Genomic DNA, 21,477 nt, shown 5'->3' with positions numbered 1-21,477 from the left:
TACGGATGAGTTATGGTTCGTACTGGTCTAGTCCGGACTAGACCACAGGCCGGAAAAGGGTGTCAATGTGCGGACCGGCGACGGATCGATAACGGCCCGATCTCCGTCCGTCCGACCGAAGGATGAGCGCGAGATGACGACCAAGATGCGCAGCGAGATCGCTGAGCAGCCCGCCGCTTTGCGAGCCACGCTGGACGCCCTCCTCCCCAGGGTCGAGGAGGTGGAACGGCTCGCGGGACAGACTCGCCAGCTGCTGTTCATCGCCCGCGGTACCTCCGACAATGCCGCAGTCTACGGCCGTTACCTCGCCGAGGCGCACGCGGGCCGCCTGTCGACCCTCGCCGCGCCGTCGATCGCCACCACCTACCGGCGCAAGCTCGACCTCGACGGGGTGCTCGCGGTCGCCCTCTCCCAGTCCGGCAGGACCGAGGAGATCGTCGAGACCCTCGCCTGGGCCAAGGACTGCGGTGCCAGCACCGTGGCCATCACCAACGGCGGCGAGCAGAGCCCCCTCGCCCAGGCCGCCGACCTGGCCCTGTGCACGCTCGCCGGTGAGGAGAAGGCCGTCCCGGCGACCAAGACCTACACCACCCAGCTCGCCGCGCTGGCCGTGCTCGGACTCGGTCTCGGCGCCGACGTCGACGCCGCCGACCTGCAGCGGGTCCCGGACGCGGTGGAGAAGCTGATCGCCGAGCCCGGCGACCTGGACGCGATCGTCGAGGGCCTGGCGGACAAGCCCGGCGTCGTGGTCTCCGGCCGGGGCCTGGCCTTCTCCACCGCCCTCGAACTGGCCCTGAAGCTCAAGGAGGCCTGCTACCTGCACGCCATGGGCCTGTCGTACGCCGACCTGCTGCACGGCCCGATCGCCGTGGTCGACGAGGACACCCCCGCCCTCCTGGTCGCCGCGGGCGAGGGCCCCACCCTGGCCGGGACCGTCGCGCTCGCCGAGCGGGTCACCGGGGCGGGCGCCTCCGCCTTCACCGTCGGCGGCGGCACCGCGCTCGCCGCGGCCGGCACCGCCGCGCTCAACGGCCCCGACCTCCCCGAGTGGGTCGCCCCCCTCGGCCTCATCGTCCCCGGCCAGCTGCTGACCGAGGCCCTGGCGCGCAGGCTCGGCATCGACCCCGACGCCCCCAGGGGTCTCAACAAGGTGACCCAGACGGACTGATCGTCTCGGGTCGTTTAGCCTGGTCAGAGACCGATGACGACTGGAGGACGACATGGCGGCTGACGCCCACGCGATCATCGCGGGACTGGGTGGCGCGGAGAACATCATCGAGATCGAGCCGTGCATCACCCGCCTGCGCACCGAGGTGCACGACGCCGCCAAGGTCGACCAGGCGGCTCTGCGGGCGGCGGGCGCGCACGGAGTGATGGCCGCGGGCAACATCGTCCAGGTGGTGGTCGGCCCCGAGGCCGACACCATCGCCAGCGACATCGAGGACATCATCGGCTAGGAGACGCCGGGCCGTCCTCTCACCCTCACCGGTGGGGGGACGGCGTGGGGCGCCAAGGGGGTGTGATGACCACCGTGCTTGCCCCGGTCGCGGGAGCGGCTCTCGCTCTGCGGGCCGTACCCGACCCGGTGTTCTCGCAGGGCCTCGTCGGGCCCGGGCTGGCGATCGAGCCGTTGAGGGAGCCGGGCCGGGCGGTCGCTCCCATCGCCGGTAAGATCGTGAAGCTCCACCCGCACGCCTTCGTCGTCGTCGGCGACGACGGCAGAGGGGTCCTGGTCCATCTGGGTATCGACACCGTCCAGCTCAGAGGTGAGGGTTTCGAGGTGCTCGCGTCGGAGGGTGACAGGGTGGAGGCGGGGCAGCCCGTGGTCGCCTGGAACCCCGCTGAGGTCGAGGCGGGCGGACGCTGTCCGGTCTGCCCCGTCGTGGCGCTGGACGCCGTCACGGAGGCCGTCACCAGGATCGCCGACGGTCCGGTGCGCACAGGAGACGAGCTCTTCGTGTGGACGTGAGCCCTTCCCCGGGGTGTGAGCCCTTCGCGCGGCAGTGGGGCCCGCGAAGACCACGACGATCTCTAGCGGGGACGACCATGGATGCTGCGTTGTTCGACCTGGACGGCACGCTCATCAACTCCGAGCGGCGGAGCCAGGCCATGTGGGCCATGTTGTTCGACAGGCACGGGGTCGGCCACGACCGCGACGCGTTACGCGGATTCATCGGGCGGCGGGGGCGTGACGTCCTGGCCGAGCGGACCGATCTCTTCCCCGGCGTCGCGATCGACGACCTGCTCGCCGAGGTCCGCTCCTTCCACGACCACCCGGGACTGCCCGAGGTCACCCAGGTTCCCGGCGCCGCCGACCTGATGCGCAGGGCCGCCGAGTACGGCGCGCGGATCGCCGTCGTCACCTCGGCCCACCCGGACTGGGCGGACAAGAGGCTCGCCGAGGCCGGGGTGAGCGACCTCGTGCTGACCGTCGTCTCCTCCCGGGACGTGACCGTCGGCAAACCCGACCCCGAGGGGTTCCTGCTGGCCGCGGAGCGGCTGGCCGTCGAACCCGCGCGGTGCGTCGTCTTCGAGGATTCGATCGCGGGGATTGCGGCGGCCAAGGCGGCGGGTATGACATGCGTGGGGATAGCGACGACCCACGAGGGCTCCGAGCTGGCCGAGGCGGACCTTGTGGTCACCGACCTGACGACGGTCGACTGGCCTCCATCCACCATTCGATGATCCGGGCGGTCTAGACCGCCCGGTCGACCCTGCAGGAGGAGCACGTGGCCCAGCGCCAAGTCACCGTTGAGTCCGAGGTCGGCCTGCACGCCCGCCCCGCCGCGACGTTCGTGCAGACCGCGGCCAAGGCGTCCCTTGAGGTGACCGTCGCCAAGAAGGGCGGGGAGCCGGTGAACGCCAAGAGCATCCTCGCGGTCCTCTCCCTCGACGTCCGGCAGGGGGACACCGTGGTGATCGAGGCGGAGGGCGAGGGGGCCGACGAGCTGCTGGACGAGCTCGCACTCATCGCATCGGCTCCATGAACGCGCTCACGGGGGTCGGCGTGAGCCCGGGTGTCGGATCCGGGCCCGGATACGTCCTTTCACGCGAGGTCCCCGTGCCGGACGCCGACGCCCGTCACGACGGTGACGCCGAGGCCGAGCGCGCCAGGGCCGCCCGCGCCCTCGAACGGGTCGCCGCCGACCTGGAGGAGCGGGGGGCCAGGGCGGGGGGCCAGGCCCAGGAGATCCTCAAGGCCCAGGCGCTGATGGCGCGCGACCCGGGGCTGGCCGTCGGGGTCGCCGGGCTGATCGACGCCGGGATGAACGCGTCGAGGGCCGTCTACGAGGGGTTCGGCGGATACCGCGAGATGATCGTCGGCGCCGGGGGATACCTCGGTGAGCGCGCGGCCGACCTGGACGACGTGCGGGACAGGGTCGTCGCCCTCCTTGAGGGACTGCCCGCCCCGGGGCTGCCCGCGCCCGGTGTCCGGCCGTACGTGCTGCTGGCCCGTGACCTGGCGCCCGCGGACACGGCGGCGCTGTCCAGGGAGGTGGTCGCGGCGTTCGTCACCGAGCAGGGCGGGCCGACCAGCCACACCGCGATCCTCGCCAGGGCCATGGGCGTGCCGGCCGTGGTCGCCTGCCCGGGGGCGGCCTCCGTCGCCGCGGGGACCGAGGTGCTCGTCGACGGCTTCTCCGGCCTCGTACGGCTCGACCCCTCTCCGGAGGAGGTGGAGACCGTGGCGAGGGCCGCGGCGGCGAGGCAGGCCGTGCTCGCGGCGGCCACCGGCCCCGGGGCCACCGCGGACGGTCATCCGGTGCCGCTGCTGGCCAACGTCGGCGGGCCGCGTGACGTGGAGGGGGCGTTGCGGCACGGCGCCGAGGGGGTCGGCCTCTACCGCACCGAGTTCCTCTTCCTCGACAGGACGGCGCCGCCCTCGGAGGAGGAGCAGGTCGCCGCCTATCTCGGGGTGCTCGACGCCTTCCCCGGCGGGCGGGTCGTGGTGCGCACACTCGACGCGGGGGCGGACAAGCCGCTGGCCTTCCTGCCGCCGCCCGGCAAGGAGCCCAACCCGGCGCTGGGCCAGCGCGGTCTGCGGCTCTTCCAGCGGTACCCGGAGATCATGGAGACCCAGCTCAGGGCGCTGGCCAGGGCGGCCGCGCGGTCTTCGGCCAAGCTCCAGGTGATGGCCCCGATGGTGGCGACCAGGCAGGAGGCCGCCTGGTACGTGGCGGCGTGCAAGGAGGCCGGGATCGCCTCGGCCGGGGTGATGATCGAGATCCCCTCGGCGGCCCTGCGCTCCGGTGACCTGGCGGCCGAGGCGGACTTCTTCTCCATCGGCACCAACGACCTTGCCCAGTACACCCTGGCCGCGGACCGGGAGGTCGGAGGACTCGGCATGCTGCACGACCCCTGGCAGCCCGCGCTGCTCGACCTGGTCCTCGCGGCCGTCAACGGCGCCGCCGAGCGCGGCAGGTCCTGCGGGGTCTGCGGAGAGGCCGCCGGGGACCCGGCCCTGGCCTGTGTGCTGGTCGGGATGGGCGTCACCTCACTGTCGATGGCGCCGACCGCGCTGCCCGCCGTACGGGCGGCTCTGTCGCTGCACACGCGGGAGCGGTGCGTGCTGGCCGCGCAGGCCGCGCTGGCGGCCTCCAGTCCGTCGGACGCCAGGGCCGCGGCCCGCGCCCACCTGCCGGAACTGGCCGGACTCGCCCTCTGAGGTCTTTTCCGTAACGGGGAGGCGCGGCGTGTCGGAGTCCGTGACGCGGATAGCGTGGAACCCATGGTTCGGTGTATTCGCACGACTGGTCTCGCAGTGATCGCGACGATGGTGGCCGGATGTGCCGCGACGGGGGCCTCGGCGCCTGTCAGGGCGGCGGAGAGCCAGGCCGGGAGCGCCTCGGCCCAGGCGGCCTCACCCTCGGTGGCATCTCCCTCCGCGTCCTCGCCTGAGCCGTCCACGGCCCCTCCTGCGGGCTCTCCCGCCCAGGTCGAGGCCGTGCTGCGGAAGATGAGCCTGGAGGAGAAGGTCGGCCAGCTCTTCATGCCGGTTCTGTACGGCCCGGCCGCCGACACCTCCTCGCCGGAGAACCGCGCCCGCTACGGGGTGGACACCCCGGCGAAGGTGATCGAGAAGTACCGTCCCGGCGGGGTGATCCTGTTCCCCTGGGCGAACAACGTCAAGGGCGTCCGGCAGGTCGTCGCGCTCACCAACGGGCTGCAGAAGGCCTCCCCGAGGATTCCGCTGCTCGTCGGCGCCGACCAGGAGAACGGCCGGGTGTCCCGCCTGGCGCCGCTGGTCACCGACATGCCGGGGGCCTCGGTCATCGGCTCGACCGGCGACCCGTCGCTGGCGCGCAGGGCCGCCAAGGTGACCGGCGCCGAGCTGAAGGCGCTGGGCATCAACCTCGACTTCGCCCCGGTCGCCGACGTGAACATCAACCCGCGCAACCCGGTGATCGGTAACCGCGCCTACGGCTCGGACCCGAAGAAGGTCTCGCCCATGGTCGCCGCCGCGGTCCAGGGCTTCCACGACGCGGGCGTCGCCTCGACGGCCAAGCACTTCCCCGGGCACGGCGACACCAACGTGGACAGCCACACCGGGCTGCCGGTCATCCAGCACTCCCGGGCCCAGTGGGAGAAGCTGGACGCCCCGCCGTTCGCCGCCGCGATCGGTGCGGACGTCGACGCGATCATGAGCGCCCACGTGGTCATGCCCAAGCTCGACCCGTCGGGCGACCCGGCCACCCTGTCCAAGCCGATCCTGACCGGCCTGCTGCGTGACAAGCTCGGCTTCGACGGCGTCGTCTCGACCGACGCGCTGGACATGGCCGGGGTGCGCAAGAAGTACGGCGACGCCCAGGTGGCGGTGCGGGCCGTACAGGCGGGGGCGGACCTGCTTCTGATGCCGCCCAACTACTCGGCGGCCTACGACGGGGTGCTGACCGCGGTGAAGTCGGGGAAGATCTCCAGGGCGCGGCTCGACCAGTCGGTACGGCGGCTGCTGAAGCTGAAGTTCAACCGGGGCCTGCTGGTGAAGGCGCCGGTCGCCGACCCGGACGAGGCCGAGCGGGTGCTGCGTTCACCCGAGCACCGCAAGGTCGCCCGGCTCATCAACAGCCGGGCCCGCTGAGGGTCCCCTGAGGGGCCCGCCGGCGGGTCCGTGAGGGTCGGGGTCAGACGGGCAGGAGGCCGCCGCGACGGATCATGGCGAGGGTGAGCGACTGCACGATGCGCATGATGAGGGCTTCGAGCAGGAGAGCCACGGCCTTGGCGACGACCGAGCTCAAGAATCCGGACATGTCTACCTCAAATCGCTGAAACGCTACTTCGGGGATAATTGCCGACATAGCGTCACAAATCAATACTTTGAGGTTTCCTTTTAATGAACAGACGGTGAAGGATCGCGGGTCCACCGCTCGAACGCCGTTCCGGCCAGCGTGGCCGCCAGGGAGCTGCCCAGGGCGATGCCCCATCCCACAGGTCCCAGCGGCCGGCAGCCGAAGAACAGGCAGATCACGGGGACGGAGACACTGGTCGCCAGGACGCCCATCGAGGCGATCACGGCCAGCAGGACCACCCGGTCCCGGCCGCCGCTGGCCAGGGTCTGGAACAGCTGCGTGGAGATCAGGGCGACCAGCGCGATCGTGTTCGCCCGTCCCCGCGTGCCCGTCACCCGCCCGACCAGCCAGGCCATCGACGCCGCCCCGGCCGTCGTCGTGGCGCGCAGGTAGATGTCCCGGGTCAGCGAGGCGCCCAGGGACGCCTCAGGACCCTCGGCCAGCAGCCGCTCCGGGCTGGTCGCCGCCGGAGGCCTGACCGCGACCGCCATCGCGGGCAGCATGTCGGTCAGCAGGTTGACCAGCAGCAACTGGCGGGCGTTCAGCACGCTGCCGCCGGTGAGCAGGTTCGAGCCGACCGCGAAGACGATCTCCCCGACGTTGCCGCCGAGCAGGATGCTCAGGGCGTCGCGGACCGAGCTCCACATGGCCCTGCCCTCGATGAACGCGTCCACGATCGTCTCGATGCGGTCGTCGGTCACCACGACGTCGGCCGCGGTCCTGGCCGCCGGGGTGGCGCGGGAGCCCAGGGCGATTCCGACGTCGGCGGCGCGGATGGCCGGGGCGTCGTTGGCCCCGTCTCCGGTCACCGCGACGACCTTCCCCGCCCGGCGCAGGCAGCTGACGATCCTGACCTTGTGCGCGGGGGTCGTCCTGGCGAAGACCGCAACCCCGGGAAGCCGCTCGACCAGGGTCGCGTCGTCCATCTCGTCCAGCTCGGGGCCGGTCATCACCCGCCCGCCGTCCAGCAGGTCGAGCTCGGCGGCGATCGCCGCCGCGGTGCTCGGATGGTCACCGGTGATCATGACGATCCTGACGCCCGCCCTCGTCAGGCGGCCGACGCTCTCGGCCGCCGTAGGCCTGACCGGGTCGGCCAGGCACAGGAACCCCAGGAAGGTCAGCTCGTCGACCCGGGAGTCGTCCAGGTCACGGCGGTCGGAGGCGGGCCGTTCGGCCACCGCGAGCACCCGGTAACCCTGCAGGGCGAGCCGGTCGACCTCCTCCTCAAGCCCCTTCCTCGCCGCGGCGGTCATGCGGACCGTACGGCCGTCGCGCAGCAGGTGCGCGCAGCCGGTGAGCACGATCTCGGGGGCGCCCTTGACGCTCAGCACGTGCCCGGAGGGGCCGAGGCCGAGCACCGCGTGGTAGCCGCGTCCCGGCTCGAAGGGCAGCTCCTCGACCCGGCTCCAGACGCCCAGCCCCTCCTGCGGCGTCACGTCGAGCCGCCGCGCCCCCTCGACCACCGCGCGGTCCGTCGGGTGGGCGATGGGCTTGCCGTACTCGTAGCGGGGGCTCGCGCGCAACCCGGCGGCCACGATCCGCCGTAGCTCCTCGTTCAGCCGCTCCGTCGAGTGCTCGGAACGCCCGTCGGAGACCACCCGCAGGCTGATGCGCCCCTCGGTCAGGGTCCCCGTCTTGTCGAAGCAGAGCACGTTCACCCGGCCGAGGGCCTCGATCGTCGAGGGGTTGGGCACCAGGGTCTCGCGGCTCGACAATCGCCTGGCCGCGGCCAGTTCGGCGGCCGAGGCGATGAAGGGCAGCCCCTCGGGCACCGAGGCGACCGCGAGGCTCACCGCCAGGGCGAGCGCCTGCGGCATCGACCGCCCCCGCAGCAGGTCCGCGACCAGCACGACGACACCCGAGCCGATCGCGACCGGCAGGATCCTGCGGCTCAGCGTCCGCAGCCGCAGGTGAACCCCGCTCTGCGGGCGCTCGTCGGCCGAGAGCCGCGCGGTGCGCGCCGCCTCCGTCTCCTCACCCGACGCCACGACCACGGCCAGCCCGTGCCCCGCGGCGACCGTCGTGCCCTGGTAGACCATCGAGCTGCGGTCGGCGACCGCGGAGGCGTCCACCGGGGCGGGCGCCTTCGGGACCAGCAGGGACTCACCGGTCAGTCCCGCCTCGTCGATCTCCAGGCCGATCGACGACAGGATCCGGCAGTCGGCCGGTACGGCGTCGCCCGCCCGCAGTTCGATGACGTCTCCCGGCACGAGCGTGTCCGCCGTCGCCACCTCGGTCGTGTGCGCCGAGCCTCTTTCAGGTTCTTTGGCCTTCTTGCCCTTCTTGGGCTCTTTGAGGTCCTTGACGTCTTTGGAGAAGGGACGGCGCAGCCGTACGTGGTCGGCGACGGACTCGGTCAGGCGGTGCACGGCCCGGTTGGCCGACGTTCGCTGCCCGCCGCCGATGAGCGCGTCCACGATCATGACGCCGCCGATCAGCACGCCGTCCAGGACGGAGCCCACCATCGCGGACAGGCCCGCCCCGGCCGCCAGCACCGGGGTCAGCGGGTTGGCCAGTTCCTCAAGGGAGGCGCGCAGCAGCGAGTCGGTGCCGTCCGGCTCTCCCGGCGGCGGCGGAGGCCTGCGCCGTACGGCCTCGGACTTGGGCAGGCCGTCGAGGGAGGAACCGAGCCTGGACAGCACGGTGTCGACCGGCAGGGCGTGCCAGGGGGTCGGGTCGGCGCGCTCGGCGGGCGCCGCGTTGCCCAGTTCACGGGCCGTCCACTCGCCCACGACGATCGCGGCCAGCGCCGTACCGTCACTGACCAGGCGGGCCCTGCTCACGGAGGCGGTCCTGGGGCCGGTGCCCGCGAGCGCCGCGCCCGCCGCCGCCGTCGCCAGGCTGAGCCGTACGCACCGCTCACCGGCCCGTCTGGCCGGGGCCAGGCAGCTCAGCAGCAGGTGGGCCGTCTCCAGGTCGCCCAGCACGTCCGCCTCCCACGGCACGCCGTCGGGACCACCGAGCACGCCGACGCTCAGATCGGCCTGGGCCATCGCGGACGTCGACCGCCTGGAGACCACCGCGACCCCGTGGCCCTCCGCCTGGAGCGCGCGGATCCGCGTCGTCAGCCGGTGGCCTCCCGGGAGGGTCTTCGGCGGCGTGCCGTCCCCGCCTCCGCCTCCCACGGCGAGCCGCCTGACCACCTCGCGGGCACCCTCACCCGCCAGCAGCACCGAGCAGCCCTGGGGGGCGGTGACCAGCGCGTCCGCGATGGACACGAGTTCGGGCGCCAGACCGGCCAGGGCGACCGGCACGCCCCGCCTGCTCACCCGGACCGGCCGCAGCCCCAGGGAACGCCACTCGCGCCCCTCGGCGGCGGGAAGCCTGGCGGGTTCGGCCGCCCAGTGGCCGCGCTCACGGCGCGCGCCGGGATCGGTCGCGTCGAGCAGGCCGGGCAGCAGGGCGTTCAGCTCGGCGGGGTCGATGCCCTCGGCCAGGGGCACGACGCGCTCGACCGTCCACGAGCCGGTCAGGAACAGGGCGGCGTCGAGCACGACCGTTTCGAGGCCGTCCATCCGGCGCAGCGCGTGACTGTCGAGGACGACCGCGCCACGTTTGGCCAGGGTGCGCCCGACCGCGCTGGAGAACGCCTCCCGCCCGGCCTTCGCGGCACTGGGCGTCGCGGCGATCATCATGGCGAGACCGCGGTCACGGCTGCCGCTGACGACGTGGGTCAGCACCGAGACGCCGAGCGCCGCCGGGCTCGCCAGTCGTTCGAACCGCTCGACGGGACTGTGCTCAAGCGGCGTGGTCCTGGTCCTCCTGCGCCTGCGGACGTGCCGGTAGGCGCCCTCGTCGGAGGCCAGTTCCCGCGCGCGCGAATCCCAGGCCCGCCGTGCCTCACGGGCCTCCACGTAACGCTCGGCGGCGGAGACCGCCTGCACCAGCAGCCCGACGGGCTGGAGCGCGAGCGTGCCCGTGACCACGTTCGCCGTCGTGAACAGGGCGGAGGTGGCCTGGTGGCCGAGATGGCGGGTCAGTCTCGTCCGGATCGCCGGGGTGGACTCGGCCAGGTGCAGCAGGGCGGGGACGACCGGGGACAGCGGCGGAAGGTGCGCAAGCCGCCCGGCGACCGCGAGTCCCGTTCCGAGGGCGCTCGCGCCCAGCCTGATGCCCGCCCGGGTGCGCTGCTCGACCACTCTGGCCAGGGCCGGTCCGGGGCCCCGCCCCGCCGTGCCCTCCGCCGCGCCCCCCGCCTCCCGCGCCTCCTCGTCCTCCTCCTGCTCCCACTCGTCCTCGTCGTCGAGTTCCGCGACGATCGACAGCAGCCTCTTCAGGTCGACGACTCCGTCGTCGCCGCCGACGAAGACGGTGCCCAGCACCCCGTTGACCTCGGCCCGCTCGACTCCGTCGAGCGCGAGCAACAGCGTCTCAAGCCGCCGGGCGAGCCGTTCCGTGCCGGGGCCGCCGATCGCGCGCAGGTCCACGTGGAAGCCGCCCGGGGCCGCCCGTACCGCGCGGGGACGAGGCAACGCCCTGCGCACGGCGTCGGGTACGGCCTCCCACAGCGTCTCGGCGGAAAGCGTGAGCACACGTGACAGCAACATTCGGCTCTCCAGACGGGTCACTCGGGCCTGACGGCCATGACGGAGCCGTACGGCCCGCGCGGGCGGGCCGGACGGCGGATGGTGCTTTCCTGGCGGTCAGGTCACGGGAACACGCCGGAGCAGCCGTGTCACCGCGCGGAGGCTCTGGCCCGCCCCGAACGGCTCATCCCACGGGCGCGCTGGGCGATCACCGTGCCGACCCCGATGGCCGCGGCGACCGGCCACTCGATCAGGCCCGCGACGGCCAGCGCGCCGAGCCCGCCGTAGTAGACCATGCGCTCGGGCGGCGGCAGGAACGACTTGGCGGCGTCCACGGCCTGGCCCGCCTCCTGGCGGTTGACGTGCGGCAGGCCGACGTGCGGCATGTGGAGGTGCGGGGCGTGGAACTTCACGGTCATCATGGGCAGGTTCACCGTGAGCCCGCGCTTGCCGCCGCTGCCGTTCGCCCGGTGCGTCGAGGTTCCCGCCGAGCCCTGCGTCGTGGCCTGCTGGGCGGTGTTCCTGCGCTGCGCGGTGGTCCCCGTTGTCGAGGCCCTGGCCGATGTCCTCGTTGAGGCCCTGGTCGAGGTCTTGGCCAGAGACCTGGCCCGGGGCTTGGCGGTCGAGGTCGTCGAGGTCGTCGAGGGCTTGGCCGCCGAAGACGTCGCCGGGGACTTGGTCGAGGCGCCGGTCGAGGTCTTCGCCGGAGTCTTGGCGCGGGACTTGGCGGGTGACTTGGCCGATGCCCTGGTCGCCGTGGTCCCGGTGGTCGGTGCCTTGGCGGTCGAAGCCCTGGTGGTCGAAGCCCTGGTGGTCGAGGCCTTCGTCGCCGGGGACTTGGCCGGGGTCCTGGCCGAGGTTCTGGCCGAGGTTCTGGCCGGTGACTTGGCCGAGGTGCCCGCCGAGGACCGCTGCGTGGTGCTCGGCCGGGTGGTCGTCTTCGCCGCCGAGGATGTCGCGGTGCTCTTCCTCGCGGCCGGTTTCCGCGTGGCGGATGGGCTTGACTTCGAAGCCGTACGGCTCCGCGTCGTGCCACCTGTCTGACTTACGGTCATGGCCCCTCCCCAAAGGAGTCGAGGGATCGTTCCAACATCGTTCCAACATGGTGCCCGCGAGCGGCGGCGACACCTCTCACGTGCGGTTATTCAACGCTGGGGCGTTCTTTTAGCCTTCCTCACCCCAGGTCTCCGAAACGCGGTCGCGTTCCAAGAATCGGACATTAAGGAGGGAAGGGTGGTGATGTCAGGAAAGGTGAGGCTTGAGCTCACGGCGGGCGACGGCCCGCAGATGTACCTCGTCGGGACCGCCGAGAATGCGCATCGCGCGGGCGTGGACGTACATCGAGGCCAGCGGGACGTCGTCGGAGACCCCCTGGGCGCCGTGGACCTGGATGGCCCGGTCGATCACCTCACAGGCCACCCTGGGGGCGACGGCCTTGACGGCGGAGATCTCGGCGGAGGCGGCCTTCGCACCCACGGTGTCGATCATCCAGGCGGCCCGCAGCCCCAGCAGCCTGGCCTGGTCGATGGCCAGCCGCGACTCGGCGATCTGCTGCTGCACGACGCCCTGCTGGGCCAGGGTCACGCCGAAGGCCACCCGGTTCGCGGCGCGGGCGCACAGCAGCTCAAGGGCACGCTCGGCCATGCCGATCGCGCGCATGCAGTGGTGGACACGCCCGGGACCGAGACGGGTCCGCGCGATACGCAGGCCGTCGCCCTCCTCACCGAGGAGGTTCGCCACGGGCACCCGCACGTCGGACAGGACGAGCTCGGAGTAGCCGCGCTGCTCCTGGTAACCGAACACCGGCAGGTGGCGGACGACCTCGACGCCGGGGGTGTCCATCGGGACCAGCACCGTCGACTGCCTGCGGTGCGCGGGGGCCTCCGGGTCGGTGTTGCCGAGCACGATCACGACCCGGCAGCGCGGGTCGGCGGCACCGCTGACGAACCACTTGCGGCCGTTGACCACGTAGTCGTCGCCGTCGCGGACGATGGAGGTCGTGAGGTTCGTCGCGTCGCTCGACGCCACGGCGGGCTCGCTCATCGCGAACGCCGAGCGGATGCCGCCCGCGAGCAGCGGGGTGAGCCAGCGGGCCCGCTGCTCGGGCGAGCCGAAGGTGTGCAGCAACTCCATGTTGCCCGTGTCGGGGGCGGCGCAGTTCAGCGCCTCGGGGGCCAGGTCGGGGGAGCGGCCGGTGACCTCGGCGAGACTGGCGTGGTCGAGAACGGACATCCCCGACTCCGAGGGCAGGAACAGGTTCCACAGGCCACGCGAACGGGCCTCCGCCTTGAGGTCCTCGACGACCGGGGGCAGACGGTGGTCCCCGTGTCCGGCGGCCTGCCGCCAGGCGTGGTAGACCGGCTCGGCCGGGTAGACATACGACACCATGAAATCGGTCAGGTCGGCGAGGTACTCCTCCGCCTTCGTGCTGAGCGCGAAGTCCATGGCGGTCAGTTTGGCACCCCCCTTCGCCGGTGCTCCGCACAGGGCGGACCTAACCTGGAACGGGTTCCACGAAGGAGGCCGAATGCTCAGAGGCGTACTGATCGACTGGGGCGGCGTGCTCACCGTGAACATGACCGAGGCGATCACGGAGTGGATCACCGTGGACCGCATCGACGCGGACCACTACCACGAGGTGATGCGCGAGCTGGTCGCACGCGCCTACGACGGCGTCCGTGACGGCGAGGAGAACCTCGTCCACGCCCTGGAACGCGGCGAGATCTCCGGACCGGACTTCGAACGGCGCCTGGCCGCCCTGCTCGTCACACTCGACGGCGTCCCACCGGTCGCCGAGGGCCTGCTGACCAGGATGTTCGCCGGGTTCCGCCGGGTCGAGTCCATGTACGGCATGCTGCGTGAGGCCCGTGCCGCGGGAGTGCGCACCTGCCTGCTGTCCAACTCCTGGGCCAACGAGTACCCCCGTGAGGGCTGGGAGGAGGTCTTCGACGCGGTGGTGATCTCGGGGGAGGTCGGCATGCGGAAGCCGGAGCCAGGGATCTTCGAGCACGCCCTGGGCGCGCTGAACCTGACCGGTCCCGAGTGCGTGTTCGTCGACGACGCCGAGGTCAACGTCGCCGCCGCCCGGGCCCTCGGTATCGTCGGCCTCCACCACAGGGACCCGGAGCCGACCATCGCCGAACTGGAAAGGCTGCTCGGGACGCCACTGCGCTGACCGGTGGTGCGCCGTACCTCGCGGGCCGGGCGGCGGAGCTGTCACACTCGATGGGTGATCGGCGCCGGACGGCGCCACGTCGGAAGAACAGATCGAGGCATCGATGCGCGTCTACCTGCCGTGCACGCTCCCGGCGCTGGCCCGTGTGGCCACGGTCGGGGAGCTCGGCCCGGCCCCGCTGACCGGTTACGCGGTGACCCCCGCGCTGGTCGAATGGTACGCCTCGGGTGACACCGAGGAACTGGAGTACGTCGCCCTGACCGAGGCGGCCAGGGCCTCCCTGCGGATGATCGCCGAGGACAGGGCCGACGGCGTCAAGGCGCCCGCCCGCCGCGTGGTGATCGCCGCCGAGGTCCCCGACGACGAGGTGAACGGCGGGGCCGACCTGGAGGAACGCGCCCGGGTACGGCTGTCGACCGCGGTCCCCCTCAGCAGGATCGCCGCGGTCCACGTGGACGAGGAGGCCGCGACGCCCGACGTCGAGGCCGCCGTCTCCGCGCTGCCCGCCGCGGACCTCGGTGACGACGACGCCCGCTTCACCGTGGACGGCGCCGAGGCCAACGAACTGCTGTGGTACGCCACCCAGGAGATTCCCGACCTGATCGGCTGAGTTCTGGGCGGTTATCCTGGAGAACGATATGAGACACATCGTTTGGGACTGGAACGGCACACTTTTTCACGACATCGACGCCGTTGTCGGCGCCACGAACCTCGTGTTCGAGCCGTACGGGATAGCCGCCTACGACGCGGACGGTTTCCGGGCGGTCTACATGCGCCCGATCTGGACGGCCTACGAGCGCATGCTGGGCCGCCCCCTCGACGACGGCGAGTGGGAACGCCTCGACGCGGGCTTCCACGACCACTACCACCGGCTGATGCTGGAGTGCGGCCTGACGGCCGACGCCGTGGGCGCGCTTGAGGCGTGGAGCGCCACGGGCAACCGTCAGTCGCTGTTGTCCATGTGGACGCACGACCGGCTGGGGCCGAAGGTCGCCGAGTTCGGCATCGACCACCACTTCAGCCGGATCGACGGGCTGCGCACCGACTCGGGAGCGCCCCCGGCCATGGGAGGGCACAAGGCCGCCTCGATGGCGGCCCACATCGAGGCGCTCGGCGTCGACCCGGCGAACGTGCTCGTCATCGGTGACAGCGTGGACGACGCCCACGCGGCCCAGCACGTCGGGGCGCGCGCCGTCCTCTACACCGGCGGCATGACCAGCCGGGCCGACCTGCACGCCCTCGGCGTCCCCGTCGTGGACACCCTCACCGACGCCCTCGACCACGCCTGAGCGTCGGTTTCGTGCGTGCGGGTGCCCGGCGGGGCGGTTCGGTGATCGTGAGGCGGGCGGCGGCCGTACTCTGGGGCCCGACGGGTCCTCACCCCCACCCCGGAGGCCACGATTAGCCGTCTCGTTCTCTGGAACGTCGACCTCACCCTGGTCGACGTGTCCATCCTCACCCGTGAGGCGTACGCCGACGCCTTCCGCCAGGTCACCGGACGGCCCCTGGTCAAGCTCACCCAGCACAACGGCCGTCCCGACTCCGAGATCATCTTCGAGACGCTGGCCATCAACGACATCGTCGCCGAGGACGCCCACCTGCCCATGTTCCTCGACGCCCTGGCCGAGGCGTTCGCGGCCCGGCGGGGGCGGCTGGCCAGGGAGGGGCGGATGATGCGGGGCGCGGCCGAGACGCTCAGGGCCGTGGGCGGACTCGGCGGCACGGTCCAGTCGGTGCTGACCGGCACCATCAGGAGCAACGCCGTACACAAGCTGAAGGCCTTCAAGCTGGACAGGTACGTCGACTTCGAGGTCGGCGGCTACGGCGAGGAGGTCTACCCCAAGGCCACCCTGCTCCAGGTCGCCCAGGGCAGGGCCAGGCAGAAGTACGGCGCGGCGTTCGACGGGACCAACACGGTGCTGATCGGCGACTCGGCCAGGGACGTCCAGGCCGCCAAGATCGCCGGAGCCTCCATGGTCGCCGTGGCCACCGGCCGCTCCCTCCCGGCCGAGCTCCGGGAGGCGGGCGCCGACGTCGTTCTCCCCGACCTGTCCGACCCCTCAGCGGTGGTGGCCGCCGTCGAGAGCCTGACGACCCCGGTCCACAGCGCCTGACCGTCTTCGTTCCCATGAACGGTGTGCCCGGCGGGAGAGCGGCGGTTCGGTCCGTCCCGGGACCGGTGGGTGCCGGGTGACGTGTCCGGGCCCTTGCGTCGGCTCGGGGGCTCGTCTGCCGGCCACGGACCGCTGCCGTCTCTGACCTGGAGTGAGGGGTCGGCGCCCCGGGTGTGCCGGGGCTCCACGGCGGGATCACCGTCCACTCTCTGGGGATGTCTCAGAGTGACGGATGCGACGTATGGGGTTATTTGGATAAATGATGTAGTGGGAACTGCGGTGTTGGAACGGGCGTTTCCCCCTCCTGGAATGCAGCACGCGTGATCGGGAGCGACGATGAGCCATCCCCCACCCGCTAACCGGCCTCCCGCGGGGGGACAGGGGTCGGGGCCGTAACCCACCGCCGGGCACACCGTGGCCGGCGTACCCCCCGCAGGGGGAGCCCTACGGGCAGCCTCAGCAGCCCCCTCAGCAGCAGCCGTATCCGTACCAGGCGTATCCGCAGCAGGGGCGGGCGCCCCAGATGTACCCACCCCAGGGACAGCCGGGTACGCCGTACCAGGGCTCCCAGCCGTCGGCGCCGCCCCCGCAGAACGGGCAGGCGCCGTACCCGCCGGGACCCCAGGAGTCCCAGGCCGCGCCGAGGCGGGGGATCGGGCGGATCGTCGCGGGGACCCTCGTCGCCGGGATCGGGCTGGTGGTGGCGCTGGGCGGCGGCACGATCGTTGCCCGTGCGGTCGCCAACAGCGAGCAGAAGATCATCAGCAAGGAGTACATGCGCAACCTGTGGCGCAACGTGCCCGTCGAGACGGTCTTCCCCGCCTCCATCGGGGTGCGCGACCCCGACGCGACCGTCAGTGTGGAGAAGGGCTGGACCAGGGCCGCGATCTCGCAGGACACCTCCTGCAAGGCGGCGCTCTCCGGGCGGTTCGCGGCGGCGGCGACCAGACACGGCTGCGTGGCGGCGCTGCGGGCCACCTACCTCGACCCCGGTGGCGGGACCGCGGCCACGGCCGTCGTCCTGGCCCTTCCCAACGAGAACGACCGCAGTGATCTCACCGACGTGCTCACCCGGACCCAGGACGACGAGGGCGGGGCCGAGCAGGCGGTGCACGCCCTCGGCGTTCCGGGCGTGCGGTGGAAGGACGGCGCCCGGGCGGGAAGCGGAGGAATCAGCGTCTTCGCCCCCTACGCCACGTTGTTCGTGGTGGTCACCTCGGGCCCGGTCGACGGCCGGGTGGCCGGACACGTGCCGCAGCCCTGGGGGAAGGGGCAGTTCAAGCAACAGGAGGACCGCGAACCGTGGAAGATGACGGCGTACGGTCTCGCCCAGACGCTGTCCACGCGCCTGAAGACCGAGGCGGAGAAGGTGCGACCATGATCCGCCGGACGTTGACCGCCGCCCTGCTCGGCGCCGCCCTCCTCGCGGGTACGGCGGCGCCCGCGCTGGCCGAGGCGCCGCACGGCTGGGAACTCCAGGTCATGAAGGTACGGCAGGCGCAGACCCTGGCCCAGGGCAAGGGGGTCACGGTCGCCGTGCTGGACACCGGGGTGATGGCGAACCATCCGGCCTTCAGGGGGCGCGTGACCTCCGGTCCCGACTTCGTCGGCGGCGGCGCCAGGCCAGGCCGGTCGTACTGGGGCGCGCACGGCACCGCCATGGCGTCGAGCGTCCTCGCTGTCGCCCCGCAGGCGCGCGTGCTGTCCGTGCGGGTCATCTGGGACCGGGAGGACCCCGCGCGCAAGAGGGCGGAGGAGTCGGCGAAGAGGAGCAAGAAGGTCGGACAGGAGGAGAGCCGCAAGTGGGCCGGCGCCGTGGCCAAGGGCATCCGCTACGCGGTGGACCACGACGCCAAGGTCATCTCGATGTCCCTCGGCACCGACGAGTGGTCGTGGGCGGGATACGAGGAGGACACCGCCGCCGCCGTCGACTACGCCTCCAGTAAGGGCGTCGTGGTGGTGGCCAGTTCGGGCAACGGCGGATCGACCGACGCCATGGACCTCGACGCCAACAACAGGGTGTCCTACCCGGCGGCCTTTCCCAGTGTGATCGGGGTCGCCGCGGCGGGCCCCGACGGCGCGCGGGCGGAGTTCTCCCAGGTGCACACCTACACCACGATCGCCGCACCCGGTGTCGACATCTACGCCGCCCGCAACCTGGGCGGCTACGAGCCGGGCAGCGGCACCTCACCGGCGGCGGCGCTGACCTCGGGCACGGTCGCCCTGATGCTGTCGCGCAACCCCAGGCTGACCATCAGGCAGGTCCGCGAGATCCTGACCAGGACCGCGATGAAGCCCCCCGCGGGCTACACCCTGTATCTCGGCCACGGGATCGTCGACGCCGCGGCGGCGGTCCAGGCCGTGGACTCACCGCCCCCGGCGGCGAAGGCCGTCGCCTACACCGGCAAGAGGTATCTCGGCGGTGGCCCGGTCGGCTCGCCCGTCGATCACCCGCCCGTCGACTCCGACTACCTCGTCATCGGCGGAACGGGACTCGGTGTCGGGCTGCTCTGCCTGGTCGGCGCCTTCCTCCTGTTCCGCGGGCCCCGCCGTCACCGCGCCGCCCGCTGAGACCGTCTCCGGTACGGCGGGCACGTGGGGGCGGGCCACACCGTGTGCCGGGGGAGTGTGTGCCCGAGGGGGATGACATTCCGGTGGGCCGTCGGGAGGATGGGGGCATGGTTGAGGAAGGTACGCTCCTTTGGGAACCCACCCCCCAGACCGTGCGGGACGCCAAGGTCACCCGTTACATGGAGTGGCTCGGCAGATCCGGTGACTACCAGGATCTGTGGCAGTGGTCGGTCGACTCGCCGGCTGAGTTCTGGGCGTCGCTCTGGGACTACTTCGGCGTGGTCGGGGAGCGAGGCGCGGGGCCCGTCCTGTCCGGGACGATGCCCGGGGCCGAGTGGTTCGCCGGATCGACGCTGAACTACGCCGAGAACGCGCTGCGCGGGGCGGAGGCCGACCCTGGGCGGCTCGCGGTGGTCTTCCGCGACGAGTCGGGGTCACGCCGTACGCTCACGCTGGGCGAGCTGGCCGGGGAGGTCGCGCGGGTCCGCGCCGGGCTGGCCGCGCTGGGCGTCGGGCGGGGAGACCGGGTCGCCGCCTACGCGCCGAACGTGCCCGAGACGCTGGTCGCCTTCCTCGCCACCGCCTCCCTCGGGGCCGTGTGGTCCTCGTGCTCCCCGGACTTCGGCGCCTCAAGCGTGATCGACCGCTTCACCCAGATCGAGCCGAAGGTGCTGGTCGCGATCGACGGCTACGCCTACAACGGCAGGTGGTTCGACCGCTCCCAGGTGGTCGAGGACATCGCGGCCAAACTGCCGACTCTGGCCGCCCGGGTACGGATGCCCCTGTACGGCGCGCCGCCCCGGGAAGCCGGGGAGAGCGGGGAGGCCGGGCACCGTACGGTCGAGTGGTCCGAGCTGCGGGCCGTGGAGGGGCCGCTCGGCTTCGAGCCGGTGCCCTTCGCCCACCCGCTGTGGATCGTCTACTCCTCGGGCACCACGGGGCTGCCGAAGCCGATCGTGCACGGGCACGGCGGCGTGGTGCTCGAACACCTCAAGGCGCTCTCCTTCCACCAGGACCTGGGGGAGGGCGACGTCTTCTTCTGGTACACCACGACCGGCTGGATGATGTGGAACTACCTCGTCGGCGGCCTGCTGGCCGGTTCGACGATCGTGCTGTACGACGGCTCGGCCACCCACCCGGGGACGGACGCGCTGTGGCGGCTGGCCGCCGAGGAGGGTGTCACCTACTTCGGCACGGGAGCGCCGTACATCGTGGCGTCCATGAAGGCGAACCTGCGCCCCTCGGGGCTCGGGGCGCTGCGGGGGGTCGGTTCGACCGGCTCGCCGCTGCCGCCGGAGGGCTTCGCCTGGGTGCACGACACGATGCCCGAGGTGCAGCTCGGCTCGTTCTCCGGTGGCACCGACGTGTGCACCGGCTTCGTCGGGGCGGTCCCGCTGCTGCCGGTCAGGGCCGGGGTCATCCCGTGCCGGTGCCTGGGGGCCAGGGTCGAGTCCTTCGACCCGTCGGGTGGTCCGGTGACCGGCGAGGTCGGGGAGCTGGTGCTGACCGCGCCGATGCCGTCGATGCCCGTCATGTTCTGGAACGACCCCGACGGGACGAGATACCGGGAGAGCTACTTCGCCGACTATCCCGGGGTGTGGCGGCACGGCGACTGGATCAAGATCCTGCCTGACGGCGGATGCGTGATCTACGGCCGTTCCGACTCCACCCTCAACCGGGGTGGAGTGCGGATGGGGACCAGCGAGTTCTACCGGGTGGTCGAGCGCTTCGAGGAGATCGCCGACAGCCTGGTGATCGACACCGGGCAGCTCGGCCAGGAGGGGCGTCTGCTGCTCTATGTCACGGTGGCCGAGGGGGCGAGCCTGTCCGACTCGCTGATCATGCGGCTGCGCCGGGCGATCAAGGAGGAGCTGTCCCCCAGGCACGTGCCCAACGAGATCGTCGAGGTCCCCGGCATCCCCCGCACGCTCAGCGGCAAGAAGCTGGAGGTCCCGATCCGCAAGATCCTCCTCGGCGTCCCCCCGGAGAAGGCGGCCAACCTCGACGCCATGGCCAACCCGGAGATCCTGTCCTACTTCGTCCCGGTCACCGATCCGGGGAAGTAGGGGCCGCGCCGAACAGCGGCAGGCAGGGTTCGAGACCGTGGACCCCGACCCCGAGCCCGCCTGCCCAGTCCTCGCGGGCCAGGCGCAGGCGCAGGGTCGTCACGGGCTCGCCCTGCCTGTTGTGGATCTGGACGCCGTCGTCGGCGTAGCCGAACTTGCGGGAGACCGCCAGGGAGGCGTGGTTGTCGGCGAACGCGCCCGAGGTGGCGTAGCGGGCGCCGAGACCCTCGAAGGCCAGGTGCAGTACGGCCGCGCGCATCTCGGTGCCGATGCCCCTGCCGTGGAAGCGCCTGCCCAGCCAGGAGCCGCTCGTGACCTCGCGGGTGACGGCGAAGTCGGTGGCCGCTATCGCCTGGGTGCCGACGACCTCTCCCTCGAAGACCACGGCGAACGCGCAGGTCCACTCGGCGGGGGTCCAGGCGCCCCACAGGGAGAAGTGGTACTGGATGGTCCTGCGAGCCCGCTCCTGCGGCTCGGCGTCGCTCCAGGGCACGATGAAGGGCATCGTGCCCTGGTCGTGAACCCCCTCGATGGCGCGGTCGGCGAGCCGGTCGAGGTCGTCGAGGGAGGGCAGGCGGAGTTCGAGACGTGGGGTGGTCACCCGTAGTCCGGTGAGGGGCCAGTTGCGCATCCCCCGATGCTGCCGTTCCGCCACACGCGGGTCCAGTCGTTTTGGAACCCGCAGCCCCGCCCGGCCCGAGGCCCGGGATTCCTCCCGGTCGCCCGGGACAGAGGGCT

20 protein-coding genes are annotated in these 21,477 nt (G+C 72.2%); 15 read left to right on the top strand and 5 right to left on the bottom strand.

What is annotated here, in order from left to right; translation table 11 throughout:
• Positions 1-133 precede the first annotated feature (133 nt).
• From ABT340_RS07495 to ABT340_RS07465, 7 genes are all read left to right on the top strand, one after another.
• Positions 134-1,168 (top strand): SIS domain-containing protein, encoded by a 1,035-nt coding sequence (locus tag ABT340_RS07495; RefSeq protein ID WP_352009840.1) that lies wholly within the window; start codon positions 134-136, stop codon positions 1,166-1,168.
• Between the two features lie 52 nt (positions 1,169-1,220).
• On the top strand, positions 1,221-1,457 hold the full coding sequence (locus tag ABT340_RS07490) for a PTS sugar transporter subunit IIB (protein WP_352009839.1): 237 nt from the start codon (positions 1,221-1,223) through the stop codon (positions 1,455-1,457).
• Positions 1,458-1,522: 65 nt separating this feature from the next.
• Positions 1,523-1,969 carry a PTS sugar transporter subunit IIA gene (locus tag ABT340_RS07485; protein WP_352009838.1) on the top strand — a complete coding sequence of 149 codons (447 nt, stop codon included), beginning with the start codon at positions 1,523-1,525 and terminating at the stop codon, positions 1,967-1,969.
• A gap of 77 nt (positions 1,970-2,046) precedes the next feature.
• Positions 2,047-2,685 carry an HAD family hydrolase gene (locus ABT340_RS07480; RefSeq protein ID WP_352009837.1) on the top strand — a complete coding sequence of 213 codons (639 nt, stop codon included), beginning with the start codon at positions 2,047-2,049 and terminating at the stop codon, positions 2,683-2,685.
• Positions 2,686-2,729: 44 nt separating this feature from the next.
• The gene (locus ABT340_RS07475) at positions 2,730-2,987 is read left to right on the top strand and encodes an HPr family phosphocarrier protein (RefSeq protein ID WP_352009836.1); all 258 of its coding nucleotides are present in this window, start codon (positions 2,730-2,732) and stop codon (positions 2,985-2,987) included.
• The gene (gene ptsP, locus ABT340_RS07470; protein WP_352009835.1) at positions 2,984-4,666 is read left to right on the top strand and encodes a phosphoenolpyruvate--protein phosphotransferase; all 1,683 of its coding nucleotides are present in this window, start codon (positions 2,984-2,986) and stop codon (positions 4,664-4,666) included. Before ABT340_RS07475 ends, ptsP begins: the two co-directional genes overlap by 4 nt.
• A gap of 96 nt (positions 4,667-4,762) precedes the next feature.
• Entirely contained in the window at positions 4,763-6,079 is a 1,317-nt protein-coding gene (locus tag ABT340_RS07465) for a glycoside hydrolase family 3 protein (protein ID WP_352009834.1), read from the top strand.
• A 43-nt stretch (positions 6,080-6,122) separates the two neighbouring features.
• Here the strand turns inward: ABT340_RS07465 and ABT340_RS07460 are convergent, their stop codons facing one another.
• The 3 genes from ABT340_RS07460 to ABT340_RS07450 all read right to left on the bottom strand — a co-directional run bounded on the left by ABT340_RS07460 (position 6,123) and on the right by ABT340_RS07450 (position 11,232).
• On the bottom strand, positions 6,123-6,248 hold the full coding sequence (locus ABT340_RS07460; RefSeq protein WP_352009833.1) for a hypothetical protein: 126 nt from the start codon (positions 6,246-6,248) through the stop codon (positions 6,123-6,125).
• An 80-nt stretch (positions 6,249-6,328) separates the two neighbouring features.
• Positions 6,329-10,834 carry a cation-translocating P-type ATPase gene (locus ABT340_RS07455; protein ID WP_352009832.1) on the bottom strand — a complete coding sequence of 1,502 codons (4,506 nt, stop codon included), beginning with the start codon at positions 10,832-10,834 and terminating at the stop codon, positions 6,329-6,331.
• A 128-nt stretch (positions 10,835-10,962) separates the two neighbouring features.
• A complete protein-coding gene (locus ABT340_RS07450; RefSeq protein ID WP_352009831.1) occupies positions 10,963-11,232 on the bottom strand; it encodes a hypothetical protein in 270 nt (89 codons plus the stop codon).
• 16 nt (positions 11,233-11,248) lie between these two features.
• Between ABT340_RS07450 and ABT340_RS07445 the strand changes: the two genes are divergently transcribed.
• Positions 11,249-11,857, top strand: a complete 609-nt coding sequence (locus ABT340_RS07445; RefSeq protein WP_352009830.1) for a hypothetical protein — start codon at positions 11,249-11,251, stop codon at positions 11,855-11,857.
• Between the two features lie 198 nt (positions 11,858-12,055).
• Here the strand turns inward: ABT340_RS07445 and ABT340_RS07440 are convergent, their stop codons facing one another.
• The gene (locus ABT340_RS07440) at positions 12,056-13,258 is read right to left on the bottom strand and encodes an acyl-CoA dehydrogenase family protein (RefSeq protein ID WP_352009829.1); all 1,203 of its coding nucleotides are present in this window, start codon (positions 13,256-13,258) and stop codon (positions 12,056-12,058) included.
• A gap of 82 nt (positions 13,259-13,340) precedes the next feature.
• Between ABT340_RS07440 and ABT340_RS07435 the strand changes: the two genes are divergently transcribed.
• The 7 genes from ABT340_RS07435 (at position 13,341) to ABT340_RS07405 (ending at position 20,739) form a co-directional block, all read left to right on the top strand.
• Positions 13,341-13,988 carry an HAD family hydrolase gene (locus ABT340_RS07435; RefSeq protein WP_352009828.1) on the top strand — a complete coding sequence of 216 codons (648 nt, stop codon included), beginning with the start codon at positions 13,341-13,343 and terminating at the stop codon, positions 13,986-13,988.
• Positions 13,989-14,091: 103 nt separating this feature from the next.
• Positions 14,092-14,598: a DUF6912 family protein gene (locus tag ABT340_RS07430; RefSeq protein ID WP_352009827.1), complete on the top strand. Its 507-nt coding sequence runs from the start codon at positions 14,092-14,094 to the stop codon at positions 14,596-14,598.
• A gap of 28 nt (positions 14,599-14,626) precedes the next feature.
• A complete protein-coding gene (locus tag ABT340_RS07425; protein WP_352009826.1) occupies positions 14,627-15,277 on the top strand; it encodes an HAD family hydrolase in 651 nt (216 codons plus the stop codon).
• Positions 15,278-15,388: 111 nt separating this feature from the next.
• Entirely contained in the window at positions 15,389-16,102 is a 714-nt protein-coding gene (locus ABT340_RS07420; RefSeq protein WP_352010168.1) for an HAD family hydrolase, read from the top strand.
• Positions 16,103-16,625: 523 nt separating this feature from the next.
• Positions 16,626-17,483 (top strand): hypothetical protein, encoded by an 858-nt coding sequence (locus ABT340_RS07415; protein ID WP_352009825.1) that lies wholly within the window; start codon positions 16,626-16,628, stop codon positions 17,481-17,483.
• Entirely contained in the window at positions 17,480-18,673 is a 1,194-nt protein-coding gene (locus ABT340_RS07410) for a S8 family peptidase (RefSeq protein WP_352009824.1), read from the top strand. The genes ABT340_RS07415 and ABT340_RS07410 overlap by 4 nt, the downstream gene beginning before the upstream one ends.
• 107 nt (positions 18,674-18,780) lie before the next feature.
• On the top strand, positions 18,781-20,739 hold the full coding sequence (locus ABT340_RS07405) for an acetoacetate--CoA ligase (RefSeq protein WP_352009823.1): 1,959 nt from the start codon (positions 18,781-18,783) through the stop codon (positions 20,737-20,739).
• On the opposite strand, the gene ABT340_RS07400 is transcribed toward ABT340_RS07405, so the two are convergent.
• Positions 20,720-21,370: a GNAT family N-acetyltransferase gene (locus ABT340_RS07400; protein ID WP_352009822.1), complete on the bottom strand. Its 651-nt coding sequence runs from the start codon at positions 21,368-21,370 to the stop codon at positions 20,720-20,722. The two genes, ABT340_RS07405 and ABT340_RS07400, sit on opposite strands and share 20 nt — an antisense overlap.
• Positions 21,371-21,477: the final 107 nt, after the last annotated feature.

It is taken from the genome of Streptosporangium sp. NPDC000239, from assembly GCF_040300765.1.
In the GTDB taxonomy this organism is placed as follows: domain Bacteria; phylum Actinomycetota; class Actinomycetes; order Streptosporangiales; family Streptosporangiaceae; genus Streptosporangium.
Note: the sequence above shows the minus strand (reverse complement) of the source record. Positions and strands in the feature narration are given on the sequence as shown.

What these genes read in the sequence shown, in the direction of transcription:
- ABT340_RS07490 (WP_352009839.1), top strand. Translation starts at nt 1,221, where the DNA reads ATGGCGGCTGACGCCCACGCGATCATCGCGGGACTGGGTGGCGCGGAG.
- ABT340_RS07480 (WP_352009837.1), top strand. Translation starts at nt 2,047, where the DNA reads ATGGATGCTGCGTTGTTCGACCTGGACGGCACGCTCATCAACTCCGAG.
- ABT340_RS07435 (WP_352009828.1), top strand. Translation starts at nt 13,341, where the DNA reads ATGCTCAGAGGCGTACTGATCGACTGGGGCGGCGTGCTCACCGTGAAC.
- ABT340_RS07495 (WP_352009840.1), top strand. Translation starts at nt 134, where the DNA reads ATGACGACCAAGATGCGCAGCGAGATCGCTGAGCAGCCCGCCGCTTTG.
- ptsP (WP_352009835.1), top strand. Translation starts at nt 2,984, where the DNA reads ATGAACGCGCTCACGGGGGTCGGCGTGAGCCCGGGTGTCGGATCCGGG.
- ABT340_RS07415 (WP_352009825.1), top strand. Translation starts at nt 16,626, where the DNA reads ATGTACCCACCCCAGGGACAGCCGGGTACGCCGTACCAGGGCTCCCAG.
- ABT340_RS07410 (WP_352009824.1), top strand. Translation starts at nt 17,480, where the DNA reads ATGATCCGCCGGACGTTGACCGCCGCCCTGCTCGGCGCCGCCCTCCTC.
- ABT340_RS07450 (WP_352009831.1), bottom strand. Translation starts at nt 11,232, where the DNA reads ATGACCGTGAAGTTCCACGCCCCGCACCTCCACATGCCGCACGTCGGC.
- ABT340_RS07485 (WP_352009838.1), top strand. Translation starts at nt 1,523, where the DNA reads ATGACCACCGTGCTTGCCCCGGTCGCGGGAGCGGCTCTCGCTCTGCGG.
- ABT340_RS07440 (WP_352009829.1), bottom strand. Translation starts at nt 13,258, where the DNA reads ATGGACTTCGCGCTCAGCACGAAGGCGGAGGAGTACCTCGCCGACCTG.
- ABT340_RS07455 (WP_352009832.1), bottom strand. Translation starts at nt 10,834, where the DNA reads ATGTTGCTGTCACGTGTGCTCACGCTTTCCGCCGAGACGCTGTGGGAG.
- ABT340_RS07430 (WP_352009827.1), top strand. Translation starts at nt 14,092, where the DNA reads ATGCGCGTCTACCTGCCGTGCACGCTCCCGGCGCTGGCCCGTGTGGCC.
- ABT340_RS07405 (WP_352009823.1), top strand. Translation starts at nt 18,781, where the DNA reads ATGGTTGAGGAAGGTACGCTCCTTTGGGAACCCACCCCCCAGACCGTG.
- ABT340_RS07425 (WP_352009826.1), top strand. Translation starts at nt 14,627, where the DNA reads ATGAGACACATCGTTTGGGACTGGAACGGCACACTTTTTCACGACATC.
- ABT340_RS07400 (WP_352009822.1), bottom strand. Translation starts at nt 21,370, where the DNA reads ATGCGCAACTGGCCCCTCACCGGACTACGGGTGACCACCCCACGTCTC.
- ABT340_RS07460 (WP_352009833.1), bottom strand. Translation starts at nt 6,248, where the DNA reads ATGTCCGGATTCTTGAGCTCGGTCGTCGCCAAGGCCGTGGCTCTCCTG.